Genomic DNA, 20484 nt, shown 5'->3' with positions numbered 1-20484 from the left:
GCTGGCCCAAACCGTTTCATAGGAAGGGGCCTTTCGAGAAAGGTGGTTGTCGCGCAGTTCGAATCAAGCCTAACCTGCGCGGCGTCCTCGCGGTTATTCCCTGCGAAAACGACGTGATTTCAGAGGGTGAGAAAATGTCTAAGCGATTGATAACATGCGACTGTGTAGGTAGTCAGGCCATTGACGCTGAGGCAATATCAAACGCGACCGGTATTGAGGTCGCAAAGCCCTGCACAATGCTCTGCACAACTGAAATTAGCGTCGCGGCTGCCGCCCTGACCCAGGGTGATGCAATTATTTGTTGCAGCCAAGAGAGCCGCCGTTTTGTGGCTTTGGCCGAGGAACTAGGTGTCGATCCAGCCCCCACCTTCGACCTGCGTGACCGGGCCGGCTGGACTTCAGATACGGGCAATAATGTGCCCAAAATGTCCGCATTGGCTGCCGAGGCGCTTTTGTCCGCCGCGCCCAGCAAGTCCCTAGATGTCATTTCCGAGGGGCTTTGCCTCATCATCGGCAAGGCGGATGTCGCGCTCCAGATGGCAGAAAACCTTAGGGAACATCTGGGGGTTACGGTACTTCTTGAAGATCCCAAAGACGTTCCAGATACCCGTGACTTTGATGTGATTGTCGGAAAGTTGCGTCGCGCTTCAGGCGCGTTGGGACAATTTGACGTTGTCATCGACGCGCTGCAGCTGATCGAGCCCGGAGGGCGCGGCACCCCCAATCTGACAGATCCCCGCCAAGGCGGTTCGTCGCAATGTGACATTCTGATAGATTTGCGCGGCGAGACGCCCCTGTTTCCTGCACATGAAAAACGCGAAGGATACCTGCGCGCTGATCCCAGCCACGCAGCCGCAGTCGCCGCTGCAACACTTGCGGCTTCGCATATGGTTGGTACGTTTGAAAAACCTCTTTATGTGACGACAAACAGCCTGCTTTGCGCCCATTCGCGCGCTGAACAAACAGGCTGCACCAGATGCCTTGACCTGTGCCCGACCGGCGCAATTGTCCCCGATGGCGACCACGTCACCGTTGATCCGATGATCTGTGCGGGCTGCGGTGCTTGCTCAGCGGTCTGCCCGTCTGGCGCAATCAGCTATGATGCACCGCCCGTCGAAATGATCTTTCGCCGGATACAGACGTTGGCCAAGACTTTCACAGATGCCGGCGGCGATGCACCCCGCTTGTTGGTCGTAAACGCGCATGGTTCTGAGATGATCTCACTGTCCGCACGGCACGGCTCCGGCCTGCCTGTTGATGTCATTCCGTTGGAAATGTCTGCGCTGAATGCGTTTGGACATGCAGAGGCGATTGCCGCTCTTGCTGCTGGCTTTGCAAGTGTCACGATCCTGCCTGGCCCTTCGACAGACATGGATGCTTTGAATGCGCAAATCTCGCTTGCGACCGCATTGGCGGGTTCCGACCAGATCAGCATCCTGAACGTAACAGACCCCGACGCGATGTCGGATGCCCTTTTTGGGGCGGATGTGCCCAGCCCTATCGAAACACCTGTTCGCCCGATGGGCACGCGCCGTCAAATTACCCGACAGTCGGCGCGCGCGTTGCACCCAAATACCGAGACGTTGGCGCTGCCAGAGGGCGCTCCATACGGTGCCGTACTGATCGACAAGGAAAGCTGTACGCTGTGCTTGTCCTGCGTTTCGCTTTGCCCATCTGGCGCTCTGCTTGATAATCCTGACCAGCCGCAACTGCGCTTTCAAGAGGACGCATGCCTACAATGCGGCATCTGCGCCAGTGTCTGCCCAGAGGACGCTATCGGGTATGAACCACGACTGAACCTTGCCGACAGTGCCCTCAGCCAAGAAGTGCTGAACGAGGAAGAGCCCTTTGCCTGTGTCGAGTGTGGTGAATTGTTCGGTGTGAAATCAACGATCGAAAAGATCACCGAAAAGCTGAGCGGTCACTCAATGTTCTCGGATCCTGGCAAGCTGCGTATGATCCAGATGTGCGACAACTGTCGGATCAACGTTCAATACCATAGCGATGGTAACCCCCTTCAAGGTGCTGATCGGCCAAAGGTGCGCACGTCAGAAGATTATTTCGCAAAGCGACGCGATCACTGATGAACCAGCGGCGCGCCCAGTTCAGCAGCCTCAAGCGTTGCGACGTAGGCCACTACGTCATCCAGTTCATCGAGCGTCATCTCGATGGGCTTGATCGCAGGCGGAGCGTTGATGGCAAAGGGTTCGGTAACCCCTTTGATTTGGGTAAACGGCCGATGAGGACGCAGAACATAAAACGACAAAATGCGGTCTTCCCAATTCTCAAAAACCCGCAGCACGAAAAAGCTAGGTGTGGATCCAATGTCATTCATGCGGCCCCCGTCATCCACCGCATGGCAACGCCCGCATTTGGTCTTGGCAGAGGTGAACCCCGCCTTCGGATCGCCGTCATATTCGATCTTAATTTCTGCCTCAGCAACTTTGGCCGGGGCCAAAAACAACGGAGTACCTTCAGGGGCAAACCCCAATATCGTCCGTTGCCCGACCTCGCCGCTCAACCAATCTGCAAACCGCGCAGTGCCAGCGTGCGGAGCATCCTGCAGCGCCATTTGCCAGATCATCTCGCCGTGTTGAAACAGCGCAACCCCGTCTGTCCCCCACGCCATATCCGCCTGATCAGGCGACGCGACCAATTCAACGCGCACTTGGGTCTTGAGCGTGAAACGGGGCAAAATATGACGCATCACTCCAGTCTCAATCAACTCAACCGGGGCGTAAAGACGCACCAACCGGTCATCCGCCCAAGCTCCAAGGGGCAAACAAACCAAAATCCAGATCATCAAAATCATGCGCATATTGGGCAGACTAACCGCCCATTTTGCGATACGTAAACCCCAAAGGGAGAAACACATGTCAGAAGATTTCAACATGTCAATGCGCAAGTTCCTCAAGCAAGTCGGTGTTACCTCACAACAAGCCATCGAGCAGGCATTGCGCGATCAAGGCACCAGTGGCAAAACCTATACAGCACGCGCAACCATCACCATCCAAGAACTTGGTCTGACCCACGAGGTCACAGGCGACATCAAAGGGCAGGACTAAGAATTGGCCGATCGTGAAGCAGTTCTGGATGTTCTGAAATCCATCTCCGATGTGGTCAGTGAAGGCGATATCGTCTCCGCAGGAGTCATGCGGGCCCTAAATGTTGAACCGGATGGTACCGTTCGGTTTGTGATGGAGATCGCGCCCAGTGCTGCCAAGGAATATGAGGCCGTAAAGGCAGAAGCAGAAACCAAACTGGCGGCTTTGGATGGTGTCGAAACGGTCTCTATCGTTTTGACCGGTCATTCCGCACAGCCTGCGCCACCTCAACTTAAGCCTCAAAAATCAGCAGAACCTACCGGTCCGCAGAAGATCCCTGGTATTGGCAGAATTCTCGCCATCGCTTCGGGGAAAGGCGGCGTTGGCAAATCGACAGTCTCTGCGAACCTTGCCTGTGCATTGGCCGCTCAAGGACGGCGCGTTGGGTTGCTGGACGCCGATATGTACGGCCCGTCCCAGCCCCGCATGATGGGCGTTTCAGGCCGCCCCGCCAGCCCGGATGGCAAGATAATCCTGCCGATGCGCAATCACGGCGTTACGATGATGTCCATCGGTTTGATGACCAATGACGATCAGGCAGTTGTCTGGCGCGGCCCGATGTTGATGGGCGCATTGCAGCAGATGATCACGCACGTGCAGTGGGGCGCGCTGGATGTTTTGATCGTTGATCTGCCGCCCGGCACGGGTGACGTTCAAATGACCCTCAGCCAAAAGGCGCATGTGGATGGGGCAATCATTGTCTCGACGCCACAGGACGTCGCGCTGATTGATGCCCGCAAAGGGATCGACATGTTCCAACAGTTGAAAGTACCCTTGGTTGGTATGATCGAGAATATGTCGACCCACATCTGTTCGTCCTGCGGTCACGAAGAACATGTCTTTGGCCATGGCGGTGTTGCGGCTGAAGCGGCGAAGCTGGATATCCCGCTGTTGGCCGAAATACCCCTGCATCTGGATATTCGTCTTGCTGCTGATGGCGGTGCTCCGATTGTGGTTAGCCAACCAGACTCGTCCCAGGCTGCAGCCTTTATTGATGTCGCTAAACACTTGATCGAAAAAGACCTCGCATGAGCACAGCTGACCTTAGCCTGCCACCCCTTCTGTGGGATGAGGTCGCAAATGGACCTGCGTTCGATCATGCCTGTTTGCGCGCAACGCAAGGCTGTGACGCAGGTCTGATTGCCCATGATCTGGGGGCCAACACACTACAGGTGGCCCTCGTTTTTGCACCCGAGGTGCCATTGGCGGATGCGGTTGCGATGCTGCCGCTCTGCGCCGTGGGATTTCAAAATGCGTTGGGTGCTTTGGCACCACCTGAAGTGGCCGTACATCTGGGTTGGGACGGTGGCGTGCGCATCAACGGCGCGTCCTGCGGACAGTTCAAGATGGCGGCCTCGGACCCTGATCCGACGGCCGTCCCTGACTGGTTGGTGGTGGGTTTCACCCTACCCCTCTGGCCTGAAAACGAAGACGCGGGCGGCGACACACCGAATGAGACCACACTTTACGCTGAAGGCTGCGTCGAGGTGCAGGCCCCTGCCCTTGTCGAGGCATTTGCGCGCCACACCCTGAACTGGATTGGCCGCTGGGAAGATCTGGGCACCAAACCATTGTATGATGAATGGCGCGGCATCGCCTACGGTATCGGCGAAGACGTGCAACGCAATGGTATCGCGGGCACTTTTGTGGGCGTTGATGAACGCTTTGGCATGTTGCTGCGCCACGGCGAAACGACCGACCTGATCCCCTTAACTACTTTGCTGGAGGCCACGCCATGAAACTCGCCCGCGCGATCCATTTTGACGAAAGTGACCAACGGGTATTTCACATTCCTGCCCGCACCGGCGAATGGTGCATTTCGGGCGGTTTCGAGTTTTCCAATTGGACCGAAGGCGATCTGATCGGCAAAGCGCGCCAAGCCTTTTCAAACGGCTGGTTTGGCCTTGAGACGGGCGGGCGCGTGACGTTTGTGGCCGTCACACAGATTGAAGCCTCCGAGGTCGGCACCTTAACAGTCATTCTGGCGCAGCATTTTGTCACCTATTATGGCGCTCCCTCAATCGAGGCGGCACGCCCGGTTGCGGCAGAAGAGCTGAACCAGATGATTGAGATGTGCGAAGATCACGACCCCAATCTGCTTCTCACAGTCGCACGTGAGCTTACATCTGCGGGGGTCAACGAAGCCTACCGCTCAATTGAGCCTCAAGATGCCGGCATCGACCAATTCGCGATCCACGGATCGGTAGATGAATACGAACTCTAGAGCCAAACTAGCCGCCGCCCTCAGTCAGGCACGGCGTTGAAAGTAAACAGAGTTTTACCGTTGATCTGATAGCCGTTAATCAAATCGGCTGCGCGCGGCGATGTCAGCCAACCTTCGAGTTTTGTTGCAAGGACTGATTTGACGTGCCAGTGCAATTCTGGATTAACCGGCAGGAATGCATATTGGTTGAACAAGACCGGATCACCCGAAAACAACAACGCCAGATCGCCCTTGTTGCCAAAGTTCAGCCAGCTTGCGCGGTCTGATAGGATGTAGGCATTCATGCCTGACGCCGTGTTCAACGCCGCCCCCATCCCTGCCCCAACAGCCCTGTACCAGCTGCCATAACCCTCGGCTTTCAGGCCCGCACCGCTCCACAGACTGAGCTCCTTTTTATGCGTCCCGCTGTCGTCCCCTCGGCTGACAAAAGGCGATTGAGCGGCTGCGATCGCTTGCAAAGCAGCGGATGCTGCTTGCGTTGAACTCACGCCAGCGGGGTCATTTTGCGGACCAATGACAACAAAGTCATTGTACATGATTTCGCGTCGGTGCGTGCCATACCCCCCGTCCACGAATGCCTCTTCTGCTGCACGCGAATGGACCAAAATCGCGTCAACATCTCCCGCCTGCCCCAGCTTAATTGCTTGGCCTGTGCCAACCACCAATAACTGAACTTCAAGATCCAAATCTTCGGCAATCTGCGGCAAAAGAACGTCGGCCAGCCCAGAGTTATAAAACGAGGTGGTGACAGCCACTTTCATCACGTCACCCGCGACAGCAGTGGTGCCCAAGACGGCCAGCCATAGAGCAACAATCAGGGTCTTCATTCTACGATATCTCCTTTTAGAAATGCACGCGCTTGGGCAGTCTTGGGTGCCTCAAAAAATTCAACTGCCGGACCTTGCTCGTGCACACGCCCGTGCAGCAAAAAGACGACCTCATCTGCAAGCCGGCGGGCCTGTCCAAAATCATGTGTCGACAAAATCAGCCGTGTACCCGCTTGTTTAGCACTTAGAAGGATTTCTTCGATCTCGCGCATGGCACGGCCGTCTAACGACGCTGATGGCTCATCCAAAAATAACACTTTGGGCTTGGTGATCAAAGCGCGAACCAAGGCCAGTTTTTGTTGCTCGCCACCGGACAAGACGTTGGCAGAGCGGTCCAACATGTGGTCCAAACCGATGCGTTCTGCCCAGTCGCTGGCCTGTTTGTGGGCCGCTTTCCTTGCGGTGCCTCTCATGCGTAACGGATAAGCAATATTGTCGATGACAGAGCGGCGCAACATCACGGGACGCTGGAACACAAACGCCTGATGGTGCCGGGCCTCTTGAGTACCGCATGCCCACTCAATTGTGCCGCCAGTTAACCGCGCAGTGCCATGCAGCAAGCGCAGCATCGTGGTTTTGCCAGACCCGTTTGGTCCGATAACCACCGTGACCCCTGCCCCGTCGAGATCAAGGTCGATCGGGCCGACCAACACTTTGCCCCGCCGCGATGTTTGAGCACCACGGATCTTAAGAGGAAATAGCGCGCTCACCAGCGTCCCTCCTGCTCGGTTCGGCTGAGCCAATGGATCATCAGGTTCACGCTGATCGCCAGGGCAATGAGGATGAAACCCAAAGCGAGCGCCAAAGCAAAGTCACCCTTACCCGTCTCAAGCGCTATCGCCGTGGTCAGAACCCGCGTGGCATGATCAATATTGCCGCCTACAATCATGATCGCGCCCACCTCTCCAATAGCGCGGCCAAATCCGGCCAAAGATGCCGTCAGAAGGGCGCGGCGCGCATCCCACAAAAGGGTTCGCATTTTTTGCACCTGCGTCACATTAATCGATATGAGCAGATCATGATATTCTGACCACAATTCACGCAACGACTGATGCGCGATACTGGCAATCAACGGCACGATAATGATGACCTGTGCGATGATCATGGCCGTAGGGGTGAACAGCAAACCCAAAATACCGAACGGGCCTGAGCGTGACAGCATCACATAGACAAGCAGCCCAACAACAACCGGCGGCAAACCCATCAAAGCGTTCAGCACGGCTATGACACCCCGCCGCCATCGAAATCGGCGAACAGCCAATAGTGCGGCGAGTGGCAGGGCGATGGATGTGCCAATCGCCAAAGCGATTAAGGTCACTTGCAAGGAACGCAATGTAATTTCTGCAAGCTCTTGGTCAAAGCTCGCCACCATCCAAAATGCCTGCAACATACCTGCCCACAGGTCATTCATGTGTCTGAGCCCCATTTTCTCACAGTCTCGGCGAGACTAAGGTTAGAACCTGCAAATTACAGCCGAAAAAACAGCATATTCAATAAAATTAGTTCGAAGCAAGGCTTATGGCAAAATGTCCAACCAAGCAGGTGTGTGGATGAACCGGATGGTCAATTTGGCTACTCGCGACAACGGAAGCCGATGTATTTTGACCTGCCGGCGCCGACCGGCGCACATAGGGCCCCGCGCGGCCTGCAACCCCATGCCGCTGACAGCGCTTGCCGGTGAAGAATATGGATCGATTAACTACAGCTGAATCGACACCTTTCCGAAACATGAAAGCGTTGCGTCAGCCCATTGAAATTTCCCCTTAATCTGCCCACCCGACATGCCCTATCGCTTCGCTCAATGTCACGTTCATGACGAGCATTCTTAACTTTGTGCAAGTTATGGAAGCTCAGCATGAGAGGCGCACCATCAAAGGGATCGCCCTATAGGTATTCCTAAAAAGCTTGAAATATTTCAGGAGCATGAGGCTTAGCGAGCACAGGAACGGCGCATTCGACATAAGCTGAATTCGGCTCATATGACCGTTTCACCTTCAATCCTGTCCAAGCTATACTGCAAACAGGCGTTCGATCGTGCGCCTGCATACTGTGAACATAGAAATCCTTAGGGAGGCCTTCGGCTTGGCACGAGACACAGAAACAACAGGTAAGGTTTTCCCCCCCGAATCGACACTGGTTGACGTAAAAACTGCGCTTTCCAATGGGGCGCAGGATTTCTCGCTTGTTATCGATACGAATGGCCTAACCGCGGTTTTGCTTCCGGAAGATATTGAAGTCGGGCGATTAATTATTGTTGGTCGCGACCTTCTGCTTGTGCAGGACGACGGAATGATCGTCCTTTTGTTGGGCGGCGCAGAAAACCAGTTCATAGTTCAATTGCCAGAACTTATTCTACCTGCATCCAAGCTTCAGGCCGCTGCGGCGAAAGATGGTGATTGGGAAACGCTCTCCGAAGTTCGTGAACTTGACTACTTTGAGATTTTGGACCCAGACAGCGTACGCCCCGGCTCAGGTGATCAAGAACCGGTCGTTTCAGGAGATCCGTTAATAGGCCTGCCCTACAGCCCGCTTCTCCCGCCGACCGAATACATCTACCCCCCAAGGATTGACGAAGAATACTTTGGCGATAAAGGCGGCACACCTCCCGGAGAGACGACGATTGCCTTGAACAACCCGATGGCAACCTTTGAAACCGATTCAGTTTCAACCTTGGTACCATCACAGTTTATCGAATTTACCCTCGAATTTGATCAATTGGGTGAAGAGATCAGCCAAGTTACGATTGAGATTGCGGGGCTGCCGCAGGGAACCACGACGAACTCCGGCCAAATAACTGTTTCGGCTGGCACGACTGGCACCCTAGAATTCACGGGCACTCTTGCAGAATTTAACGACCTGACCCTCACATTTCCGGCTGATTTTTCGACGCAGAGCCGAACTGATTTCGCCGAAGGTCCTTTCGAGGGCCAGATCAGCGTTGCCACCAATTTCCTTGGCGCTGCAAATCTAGATTTTCAGGCTTTTGTATTTCCAGAAGGCGATGCTGAGATTGAATTCGTCTCCCCCGGCACCGTGCCGGACGAAAGCGATGCGGCCACCACCATTCGTCCAGCAGATCTTTTGCTACCGCGCGTGCCTGACGGCGACGGGTCCGAAAATCTGGAAACACTTGTCCTTACAATCGAAGGCTTGCCCGGCGGTTCCACACTTGCAAGCTTGGGTATTTCACTGCCCACCGGGGCAGACGCGCAAATTTCTGATGATCCAGCGACCGGCACTGTACGCCTGATCATAACGATGGACGCCGCAAATGTTGCGGATATCCCTGCAGCCTACGACGCGCTTAGCCTAATGCTGCCTGCTGACTTTTCGACTGCCAATCGGTCTGACCTGAGTTCAGGAACCGCGCTGCCGCTATCAGTGACGTTAGATATTCAGACTGACGAAGACCAAGATCCAAACACCGATACACCCACGGATGGCACCGCGACCGCAACTCGGATCGTTGAAATCGGCTTTGAGTTGGACGTTGTTCTGACCGCACCACCGACGATCAGCGCACGAGAAGATGGCGATGGCCTTGATGGCGCTGGCGTGACTGTCGATTTAGGCATCTCGGTGATGGCCGAAGATATCGATGGCTCCGAAGACACGACATTCGTCGAGATCACGTTCACGGGCATCGCTAGCAACCCGCAGTTTTCCTCTGGAAGCTATGACAGTGCGACGTCGGTCTGGACCGGAACGATGGCGGACGCGAACGCTCTGACACTGCAGTTGCCGGGTGACTTTTCAGGCGACATCCTTGCCCAGATCGTAGCGATAAGTCCGGAAGGCCGGATTGAGGTTTCTCAAACGATAAACATCGAACCAGCCGGTGACATTGAATTTAACGTTGCAGAATTGACCGCCTCCGAAACGGATGCGCCCCTTATCATCACGCCATCTGCCGCATGGCAAATTTCGGTGAGTGATTTTGATCCGAACCTTCCGCGCGAAACGATTGATACGGTAACGCTGACACTCCAAGGCTTGCCAGCTGGTGTTATCGCGCTCGGCGTTCCTGCTGGATCGATCACTTTCAATTCGGCTTTGGGAGGATCGTTTGTCTTCAGCGGCACCGAAGCCGAATATCTTGCGCTCCAGCTCAGCTTTCCGGCCGATTTCTCCACCGAAAGCCCCAGCGCAAATGGTCTGACGCTCGATGGCACGTTGATGGCAACATCTACCGAAGATGCGACAGGTCGGACGACACCAGTTAGCCTGCGCATCGCCCCCGAAGGCGACGTCGTGATCGACGTAGTCCAACCGGGCATAATGCCGGTTGAAACCGATGCGCCTACGCAACTCACGCCATCGCAACTCCTTGCCCCGGTTGTTACAGATGCAGACGGATCAGAAAGCCTTCAGTCACTGGTACTTACCATCGAAGGGCTACCTGCCGGCTCAACCCTTGCAAGTTTGCAGATCGTCGTACCGGCCGGCGCGACAGCTGGCATTATTAGCGATCCGGCCACTGGTGCCTCTACTCTGGTGCTGTCTTTGGACGCTGCGAATGTGGGGGATGTGGCTGCTGCTTACGCCGCATTGGACCTAACACTCCCAACTGACTTCTCAACGGCGAACCGGACTGACCTTACCAACGGAAATAACACGCTGGGTCTGACATTCCGATTGGATGTCCAAACGGATGAAGACCAAGACCCCGGCAGCGATACACCTACGGACGGGACAGCAACCCTCACTCGGGTCGTTGATATCGGATTTGAGCTGGATGTTGATCTAAGCGCCCCCGCCACCATTCCTGGCGTCGAAGACGGAAACGGCGTTGGCGTAACGGTCGACTTGAGCATTTCAGTATCACCGACTGATATCGATGGTTCGGAAGACAGCACCACCGTAGAGATCGTCTATACAGGAATGCCAATTGGAGCCAGCTTCTCAGGAGGGAACTACAGCCCCGCAACTGGTATTTGGTCGGGCACACTCGTTGAAGCAAATGCATTAACCCTGTCGTTGCCTCAGGACTATTCCGGGACGATTACCAGCGTGATTACGGCGTTGTCCCCCGAAGGATCAGACAGCATACCACAAGAGATCGTCATCGCACCTTCAGGTGACATTGTGCTGGATATTCAATATCTTGAAACCCAAGAAACTGACTTGAGGGTCGTGGTTTCTCCGTCTAGCGCCTGGACTGTCCGGATTGAGGACACAGATCCCGGACCGCCTACAGAAACCGTCGATACGATTACACTGACCCTAAACGATTTACCTGCGCAGGTCTTAGTCATCGGTGTTCCTGCATCAACGATAACCTACTCCCCCTTGGGCGGAACATTTGTTTTCAGCGGTACCGAAGTTCAGTACCTTGCTTTGCAACTGAGTTTTCCTGCCGATTATTCAACCGAAAGTCCTAGCGGTAACGGCTTTACGATTGGCGGGTCATTCGAAGTCACGTCCACTGAGGACCCGGTCGGTGTCAACGCTCCGGTATCACTGCGTATTACGCCTGAAGGCGATGTTGTGATCGACGATACGTTAACTGACACTGTGCCTGACGAAACCGACACGGCCACATTAGTAACGCCCTCGTCATTGCTGTCGCCAAGCGTGACGGATCTCGATGGATCCGAAGCGTTGCAAAATTTGACGCTGACCATAACGGGCCTCCCAGGTGGCTCTAGCTTGGCGAGCTTGATGATCACATTACCGGCCGGGGCAACCGCGACGATTTCGAATGACCTGTCCAATGGCTCAGCAACACTTGTGTTGAATATGACGGCAGCAAATGTGGCAGACGTCGAGGCCGCCTACGCTGGATTTAATCTCACGCTGCCAGCAGACTTCTCCACTGCAAACAGAGCAGATCTCACCGATGGCTCCACCACTTTGCAGCTGACTTTTCGCCTAGATGTACAGACCGACGAGGACCGCGATCCAAATGACGACACTCCGACGGACGGGACCGCGACGGCAACCCGCGTTGTGGATATCGACTTTGAGTCTGACATTGAACTCGACGCCCCGCTTCGCGTTGATGCGCAAGAAGATGATGGGGATCCGGGCGACCCCGATTTAGGAACGGATGTCGATCTGGGTATCGTGATCGCCATCACGGACGACGACGGTTCAGAAACCGCTGATCCCTCCGATCCGCGTTTTGCCGCCGAGGTCGTTATCCGATTTAGCACCCTGCCCCCTCTTACAGGCGTCAACGGTGGCGTGCTTATCGGTGATGATTGGACCGGAACGGTTGCCGAAGCCGAAGCGTTGGTTTTGGCTATTCCTGGGAACTACAATGGCACAATTCTTAGTATTATCACTGTAACCACGCCTGAAGGGCAAGCATCTACTCCCCAAGCAATTGTGGTAGCTCCAACACCAGATATCATCATTAGTGGGTTTGTTGAGGTTGATGAGACCGATGCACCACTCGAAATTCTGCTTTCAGATTTCATTTCGGTTGCCGTCGACCCAGGCGAAGCAATTCAGTCACTCACGTTTACACTCAACGGATTGCCAGACGCGGTTTTGGCCGTAGACGGAGCAGGCAACAATGTCGGAACGATTACCGACAATGGTGACGGCACAGCAGACTTTAACTTTGTCTACACCGGATCTGGCGTTAGTCCCGTTGATGTCCGGCTGATCTTGCCCACTGATTATTCCACGGAAAACCCCGCTGAGACGTTTGCAGCCTCGCTGGTAGTGACAACCGGTGACGGTACTGTAAGTGGCCTGATCCCCTTCATTGTGAATGCTGAAGGAGACGTGGAAGTTAATGACGGCTTGCTTGCATTGGCCGAGACAGACGCAGTCCTGACTTTCAGACCCGCGGATACAATAACTCCGGTGGTAACTGATGTTGATGGGTCAGAAAGCGTCGATCAAATCGCAGTTGTATTTAATGGCCTGCCTGCTGGCACTCGGTTTTCCATAGATAATGGCGTTTCTTTTGCAGTAGCCACGTCGACATTGGATTTCATCGGCGATCTGGCGACCTATAACCAACTGGTCATTGAATTGCCGGCTGATTTTTCGACGGATAACCCTCTAACCCCGCTAGTTGCAGACATCGTTGCTGTCACCGACGAGCGCGGTGTTGATATGGGCACCCTGACAATAACAGTGGACCCAGAAGGCGATTTACAGGTGAGCGGCCCAGGCAGCATTGCGTTGACCGAAAATGACGCCCCCGCCGATGCCGACGAAGACACAACCACCCAGGCTCCGCTGGAATTCAGATTAACGGATGCATTGACTGCGACAACAACTGACGCCGACGGCTCAGAGAGTGTTGCCCAGGTCGATGTCACGATTGGCGGCCTGCCCAATGACACTTTTTATTCACTCGATGGGGGGAGTTCGTTCGTATCCGTGCCTTCTGGGCCAAGTTTTGTGTTGGCAGGGCTAACAAACGCCGAATATGGCGACCTAGTTTTCCGGCTTCCCAACGACTTTTCAACCACAACAGACATCACGGGAACTGTGACCTTCACAACCAATGAAGCCTTGTTGGCTGGCGAGATTGACTTGGGGCCCAACGATGGGGTGGAGACCGCTCCATTCACAATAACAGTCGCGTCCGAACAGGATGTTGAAATCACGACTTCCGACATCACGGTCATCGAAGACCTGGGCCAGCCAATCCCGCTTAACTTGGATGCAGGTGTAACGGACATCGATGGGTCCGAGGCGATAACTGCAATCACGGTCGAATTTTCAGGCCTGCCAGCCGGCAACACGGTGCTGAGCGATGGAATTGTACTGAACGGCCCGGTCGCACAGTGGACCGGAACTTTGGCACAACTCCAAGCCCTCGGCGTCGACAGTTTCCCCACTCATTTCTCTGGGATCATCGATATTGAGGTAACGGTCGAAACCAATGAAGGTGCCCCAGCCGGCACGTCCGACAGCTTTAGACTGAATGTGACTCCCGTTGCGGAACCGACCATTTCTCTATCGGTGGATGACAGCGTCGGGAACGTTGATGCGCTTGGCCCAGACAACTTTATTGTCGATGAAGACACCTCATTCCTGCTTACATTTGATGCGAGCACACCGGATCAGGACGGGTCCGAACAACTGACGCAGATCGTTGTCGAAAATGTTCCGATCGGTTGGGTTCCCTCCTCAGCCGGAAACATTGATCTGAGCCTTTTTGAGCAAGGTCAGGCCCAAGTTGCGACGGCAACGCTGTCCGGCACCACTTTGACCATAACCTTCGTTTCTGGCGTCGTCGCTTTTGATGGTGCCTTGCGGGTTACGCCATTGGCAGATGACGACCGCGATGTCCGAACGCTTGTTGGCAATGATCTGGCTGCTATCGTCACATCCGAGGACACGGCAGCTGGTCTTACGACGAACACGCAGACGGCCTTTGACCGCGTTGATGTTGACGTCGACGCAATTGCCGACGCCGCCACACTCGACGTGGCGAACACTTCTGCAAACGAAAACCGGAACAATACCCGCCGGCTGGATATCGATCTTAGCAATATTGGCCTGTCAGATGTTGACGGCTCCGAAGTGTTTTCTGGGCTCGAACTGACAATCAGTGTCGCCACGGAAAGCGATAATTTTGACCCTTCTGACACCAGCCAACTGTCGCTGCGTATCACCGATGCGGGTCTGTCTGGGTTTGTCACAATCACGCAAACCGGCTCAACCGTTGACAGCGTGTCATATATATTAACGCCTGCGACGGGCGCCACACCCGACCAATTCAGCTCCGCGTTGGAAGCCCTTGAAGTTCGTTTACCTCAGCACTTCAGCGGTATCTTGACGAGTGACGGGACCTTGTCGTGGAATGAGACTACGACGGGGGATGTGGAAAACGACACAACCGATAACTTCCAGTCCGATACATTTCAAATTACCCAAACCGTAAGGCCACGCGCCGAGGCCGACTTGACCGCATCTGTATTTGTCAGATCCGTTGGCGAAGTAGCCGTCGGTAGCCCTACAATTGTGTCCGCAACCGTTGAAGACGGATCGGTAGCAGGGGCAGAAATCTTGACGCTTCTCGAAAGTACGGGTGACGGTTCGGGCCCCGGACAAGTCGAGCTGTTTGTGGGTCTGGACGCATCCACGCCCGACACCGATGGCTCTGAACAACTAGAAACACTGGTCATAGAAAACGTACCCACTGATTGGGTAAGGGATGTACTGAACGGTACGTCGATCGACGATTCTGCTTTCTTCACCGTGGATGGTTCGGCTCCACTGTCACAGGCAGAGTTAAATAGCATCGCGACGGCCGAATTCGACGCCGGCACGGGCCAACTTACCATCACCTTTGTACCCGGCGTGACCAGTTTTCAGGCCTCACTTCAGCTGCGCCCCACCCTTTACGAAGATTATGATGTCGACCGTCAAACGGGCGATCCCTTCAGCGCTGCAGGTGATTTCTTCGGGAACGATCTGAATATTGTGTTGACCTCGGTGGACGATAATTCGGCAACGACTGACGATCAAATTTCTGATGCCGGATTTGATGTTGATATCGACCCGGTTAACAATATTTCGGTGATCTTAACTTTGCCTGTCGGGAACGAGGCGACAATCGACGCCGATGGTGGCGTTTGGCAGATACCATTCCTGCCTATTATTCAGGACAATGATGGCAGCGAAGTCGTGACAGCTGTCGTGCTGCGCGACATTCCGTCAGGCATCACGGTCTATGTACCTGATCTTGGTGATCCAACTGGGCCAAAGATCCCTGCCCTATTGACGGCCGTGAACCAGCCGCCGGGGTTCAACTCGTGGAGCCTAGAGGACGGTCAGTGGGAACTCGCCGAACTACGTGGCATTCCGTTGCACACCGCGGGTGATTTCCCCCTCACAATCGAAGTGATCACAACCGAGGACGATGGTGGTGGCACACGGGTTACAACCCTAAATGAAACATTGATCATCGATCCAGTTGCAGATGGCGGCGACCCAAGTGAACGCACCAGTACCAACGAAGACAATGCCGTACAGGTGCCAATCGACGGGAACTTAATCGATAATCCAAGTAATTCGCCCGGCTCTCCGGAAGCCGTTCTGGACACGGTTGTAATCAGCAACATCGTTCCAGATTCAAATGACCGGTTGCCGCGCTTCTTTGATGGTCCACCCGGGCCGACGCTTCCTAACTCCACCACCGCCATCAACGAGTATACGCCAACTGCACTTGGCACATTAACGCTCACGGCTGCGCAGGCTTCGAACCTTTGGGTTTTACCTGGACAAGATAGCAACGAAGATGTCGTGTTTGATGTCAGCCTTGTGTATTTTGAAACCCTCGACCCAACTCAGTTTACAACAGGCACCGGCACAATACGCATTGATGTGCTTGGCATCGCTGACGATCCCGTTGTCGAAGCGCAAGACGCTTCGGGATTCCTAACACCCAATTTGATCGACGATATTTTTCGACCCGGCGAAATCACCGACGGCATACCGAACTCTGAACGCGTTTATGGCTACGCGGGCTATGACACGGCCCCCTTTGAGCTTAACAGCAGACTACGCGATTTGGTGATAGATACGGGGCTCTTTTCAAGTGACCCTGCGCTTACTTTCACCCAAAATGATGTAGATCCGCTTTCAGGAGTGATGACCGAAATTCTGGTACCTGTTGGAAATCCATCTGCTGATTTCGACAACTCAGAAACCATCTATTATTTGATCACCGGCGTTCCGCCCGGTGCTGCTTTTGCAGGCGCCTCACCTGTCGATACCACCGGAGAAACCTACCTCGTTTCCTCCAGTCAATTGGCGGGCATCGAATTCGTGCCAGTGGATGTCAGCGAACCCACTTATTACGACCTCACATTCACAGCAATTGTGATCGAGGATGACCAAACTATCCCTGATTTGACGGGCCTGCCGACAAATCAAGTTATTGCCGCGATTGACGCTTTGCCGGGTGGTGCGACGGAAACAATTGATTTCACAATTGTTGTCGTTCCTGATCCTGATGGTGGCAGTGGGATGCCCTGCACCCCTGACCAGGAATTGCCATTGCCTCAGCTATCGCTGGTTGGAAGTGGCGACGAAGACACCGAAATCGCTTTCAAGCTAAAGATAACGCCAAACGCGTTTTATGACAGTATCGACGACTTGGTGAACTTACCAAACGGCGTGCTTGGGAGTTTCGGCCTCGGGATCGAGCTTCCGCCAGGTGCTACTCTTTCAAGCTCCCCGCCGGGCGCTGTTTTGTATGACCCTGTCACGGGCCTCTATGTGATCGACGTGTCTGTTTTGATGGTGGATCCAACGGACCCAACTCAAACGGAAGGGTTCCTGCTCTTTACGCCGCCTGAGAATGAATCGAGCCCGGCAAACCCATTTAACCCGAACGACACCTACGGATCAGGTGATCCTTATGACAGCCTTGATCAGATCGATTACCGAATGCTGCTCAATAACTTCACCTGCGGGACAACGTCGACCGGCAACCAGAGCTTTGCGATCACAATCAACCCGGTTGTAGATGGCCCCGAAGTTGTTCTGGGCGGGGGAAATTCCTTTGACGAAGACACCGTCTATAACCTCAACCTCGAAATAAACGGCATCGATTTGGGTGAACGCCCTTCTGGAGATGTCATCATTGAGATTGACGGCACAAACGGTGGCCAACTTCTGGATTCCGCAGGCGACCCGATTTCGGGAACCGATATTGGTGGTGGCATCATTCGCTACACCGTGCCGCAAAACCAGGTGAATGGTCTAGGTTTGACCGCCCGCGAGCATTATAGCGGACCGCTTGAGATCTCGATTACCGCAGGAAGCCAAGATATTGATGGCTCGGTTGGAACGACGACGTTGGTTCGCACTTTGACCGTGACCCCCGTGGCTGACACGCCGACCTTTGTTTTTGATGCAACCGACATTGATCCCGAAACCGGTCAGCCGTTTGTCGATTTGGGAGGTGCCACGCCTGTCATAACAGCTATCGAGGACATCCCGTTCCTGCTTGGCTCAGTTCTCGATCCAAGTTCACCCGATCAGGACGGTTCCGAAACCGTGACGATCGTTTTGGCCGGTGTGCCTGACTACCTCGAAGTTACGGGCCCGTCGGGTTCAGGGTTCATTGACAACGGTGATGGCACCTACACAATTTCGATAGCGGCTTGGCCACAGGTGTCGGTCAGGCTGACTGATGATCATGCACGACTGCCAGATGGGTTAGACCCATCTTTGCCTACCCAGATACCGCTCAGCATCGGGGTCAATACGCTCGAATTAGCTAATTCTGACGAAGCCTCTGGGATTCAAAACATCATTCTGATGGTACGCCCTGACGCAGACACCCCAACGGTTGACGTTCAGATCACCCCAGCATCAGGCGTCGAAGACGACGGTACACTCTATGACCTAACCATTTCGGGCATCACTCCGGACCCCCACGAGACCATGGTATTTGAAATCACGGTGCCAGCCGGCGGGAAGATATTCTTGGACGGTGTCGAACAGCCCGTTGTGGCAGGCACTGTCACCTTGTCTGGTGGCACCGGGTTTGCCGTATTGGGCGGGGCTGGTGGGCTCGGGTTTGCACCCTCCGGAGCCGTCACATTCGAAGCGCCCCCTGATTTTGCGGGCGACGTAACCCTACAAATCGTGTCTGTCACAACCGATCAAAGCGTCAACGGCAGTTTTACGGACGAACAACGGTCAGCACCGGCAGAACTAACAGCGACCATTACGGCGACGCCGGATCTGATACTAACTGTAACTGACCCTGATGTTGTTTTGACTGAAACCGATGTTGTGGTTTCTCATATGCCCGCGGGTGATTTCAATATTCAGGTAACAGATATTGATGGCTCCGAAGTTGTCGACAACGTCACCTATGAAATCGTCGGCGTGCCTGATGGTACAAGTTATCAAATTGGCAGCAACACACCTATCGCAGCCAGCGGGACCCTAAGTTTCAGCGGCAGTCTCGCTGATTTCACCCAGCTTCAAATCAACTTTCCCGCAGATTTCGCAACCAACGGCGCGCTGCTGTCCGGTACCCTCGTCGTAACAACGAACGAAGGCGGCAATGAGACTGGCAACTTTACGATTGAAATAGACGGCGAATTGGATCTGAGCGTCGTAGTCACGCCGCCCTTGGATGATCTGCCCCAAACCGGTAGCCCAACCCTTATCGCATTCGGCATTGATGCGCAGATCACCGACACCCAGTTGGTGCCCTCAGAAACACTTGAACAAGTCGTGGTCCAATTCTCGGCACCGCCGCCAGCAGGAACGACGGCCTCGTCTGGCGTGCTGTCGGGCGACAGGCTCACGCTTGTGCGCGGCTCAACAAGCCCCGCAGACTTCGCTTTGCTGGTTGCCAGCCTTTCCATTACGGTTCCCGGTGATTTCGCCGATGTGATCGACGGTGATGTGACAGTGACAACCAATCACGGCGTTGCGAATGCTGAGGCATTTAGCATTTCGATTAACGATCAACCCGAGGTGTCTGGCCCGATCAGTGTAAGCTCGACAGATACGGTGTTCTTCATCGACTTTAATACGCTTCTGGCCAATGCAACCGACGCTGATCAACCCTTGAGCGTTGAAAATATTATGGCCAACGATCCCGATGTTGGCATCGCAGTACAGGCAACTGGGATCGAAATTACAGTCCCTAACGCCTACGTTGGAACGCCGTTGCTGACCTATGACGTCGTCGACAGCGCCACGGCACCCGCTCGAACGCAGGCCACTGCAAACCTTGATATCGATACGCTTCAGATGGTGGCAACAGGTTCAACAACCACCGATCCTGACGGCAACGTCAAAGATCTGTTGGGCGACGTTAGCGGCGGTGTTGGTATTTCAGACATTGCCACGGGCACCGCAGGTAACGACGGTGTAATCTTGTCTGCGGCAGCACCCTACACTGACATCGAAGGGTTTGAATTGATGGGCGGTTCGGACTTTATTGATCTGAGCACCTCCGCAGTAGGCTACCAAATCGACCTCGGTGATGGGGATGATTGGGCCATAGGCTCAGACGGGGATGACGACATTTCAGGCGGGATCGGCAACGATATTTTGCAAGGCGGCGGGGGTAACAATTCTTTGTCTGGTGGTGCTGGGCAAGATATCTTCGTGCTGACCAACCTCACCGCGTCTAACGTCATTTCAGACTTTGACGAGCCTGTGGGTGTTGGTGTGGACCAAATTGATCTGACAGCTTTGGTAACGCTCAATCCGAGCGAAGTGCTGGCCGATCAGGTTGACTACGATAACCTATCTGGTGATCTCAGCGTCAATGGCACAACCGTCGCAAATGTGAACTCGGCAGCAGGCGGTTTGGCTCAGGAAGTCGAGGTGATCTTTAACGACGCCAATAACATGCAAACAACTGCAATTATCTAGT

The 20484-nt window shown here is 54.5% G+C and carries 10 protein-coding genes; 6 read left to right on the top strand and 4 right to left on the bottom strand.

Translation table 11 applies throughout. The features are described from left to right. The first annotated feature begins 134 nt into the window (after positions 1-134). Positions 135-2084: a 4Fe-4S binding protein gene (locus tag C1J03_RS05880; protein WP_114888865.1), complete on the top strand. Its 1950-nt coding sequence runs from the start codon at positions 135-137 to the stop codon at positions 2082-2084. Here the strand turns inward: C1J03_RS05880 and C1J03_RS05875 are convergent. Further along, positions 2078-2803, bottom strand: a complete 726-nt coding sequence (locus tag C1J03_RS05875) for a cytochrome c (protein ID WP_162798461.1) — start codon at positions 2801-2803, stop codon at positions 2078-2080. The genes C1J03_RS05880 and C1J03_RS05875 overlap by 7 nt on opposite strands. Before the next feature lie 70 nt (positions 2804-2873). Here C1J03_RS05875 and C1J03_RS05870 point away from each other — a divergent pair, with 70 nt between their 5' ends. Genes C1J03_RS05870 through C1J03_RS05855 form a run of 4 tightly spaced genes read left to right on the top strand, consistent with a single transcriptional unit; the run spans position 2874 to position 5328 of the window. Next, the gene (locus C1J03_RS05870) at positions 2874-3065 is read left to right on the top strand and encodes a DUF6494 family protein (protein ID WP_114884613.1); all 192 of its coding nucleotides are present in this window, start codon (positions 2874-2876) and stop codon (positions 3063-3065) included. 3 nt (positions 3066-3068) lie between these two features. Next, complete coding sequence (locus C1J03_RS05865) at positions 3069-4136, top strand: Mrp/NBP35 family ATP-binding protein (RefSeq protein WP_114884611.1); 1068 nt, start codon at positions 3069-3071, stop codon at positions 4134-4136. After that, positions 4133-4843, top strand: coding sequence for a biotin/lipoate--protein ligase family protein (locus C1J03_RS05860; RefSeq protein ID WP_114884609.1), 711 nt, complete (start codon positions 4133-4135; stop codon positions 4841-4843). The genes C1J03_RS05865 and C1J03_RS05860 overlap by 4 nt, the downstream gene beginning before the upstream one ends. After that, positions 4840-5328 (top strand): DUF6505 family protein, encoded by a 489-nt coding sequence (locus tag C1J03_RS05855; protein ID WP_114884607.1) that lies wholly within the window; start codon positions 4840-4842, stop codon positions 5326-5328. The genes C1J03_RS05860 and C1J03_RS05855 overlap by 4 nt, the downstream gene beginning before the upstream one ends. Before the next feature lie 20 nt (positions 5329-5348). On the opposite strand, the gene C1J03_RS05850 is transcribed toward C1J03_RS05855, so the two are convergent. From C1J03_RS05850 to C1J03_RS05840, 3 genes are read right to left on the bottom strand one after another with little or no spacing between them, the layout of a single operon-like run. Next, positions 5349-6155 carry a substrate-binding domain-containing protein gene (locus tag C1J03_RS05850; protein WP_114884605.1) on the bottom strand — a complete coding sequence of 269 codons (807 nt, stop codon included), beginning with the start codon at positions 6153-6155 and terminating at the stop codon, positions 5349-5351. Continuing rightward, complete coding sequence (locus C1J03_RS05845; protein ID WP_114884603.1) at positions 6152-6865, bottom strand: ATP-binding cassette domain-containing protein; 714 nt, start codon at positions 6863-6865, stop codon at positions 6152-6154. Before C1J03_RS05845 ends, C1J03_RS05850 begins: the two co-directional genes overlap by 4 nt. After that, positions 6862-7566 (bottom strand): ABC transporter permease, encoded by a 705-nt coding sequence (locus C1J03_RS05840; protein WP_114884601.1) that lies wholly within the window; start codon positions 7564-7566, stop codon positions 6862-6864. Before C1J03_RS05840 ends, C1J03_RS05845 begins: the two co-directional genes overlap by 4 nt. Before the next feature lie 671 nt (positions 7567-8237). On the opposite strand from C1J03_RS05840, the gene C1J03_RS05830 reads away from it, so the two are divergent. Beyond that, positions 8238-20483: a hypothetical protein gene (locus tag C1J03_RS05830; RefSeq protein ID WP_162798460.1), complete on the top strand. Its 12246-nt coding sequence runs from the start codon at positions 8238-8240 to the stop codon at positions 20481-20483. Position 20484: the final 1 nt, after the last annotated feature.

The organism is Sulfitobacter sp. SK012 (assembly GCF_003352085.1).
Classification (GTDB): Bacteria; Pseudomonadota; Alphaproteobacteria; order Rhodobacterales; family Rhodobacteraceae; genus Sulfitobacter.
Note: the sequence above shows the minus strand (reverse complement) of the source record. Positions and strands in the feature narration are given on the sequence as shown.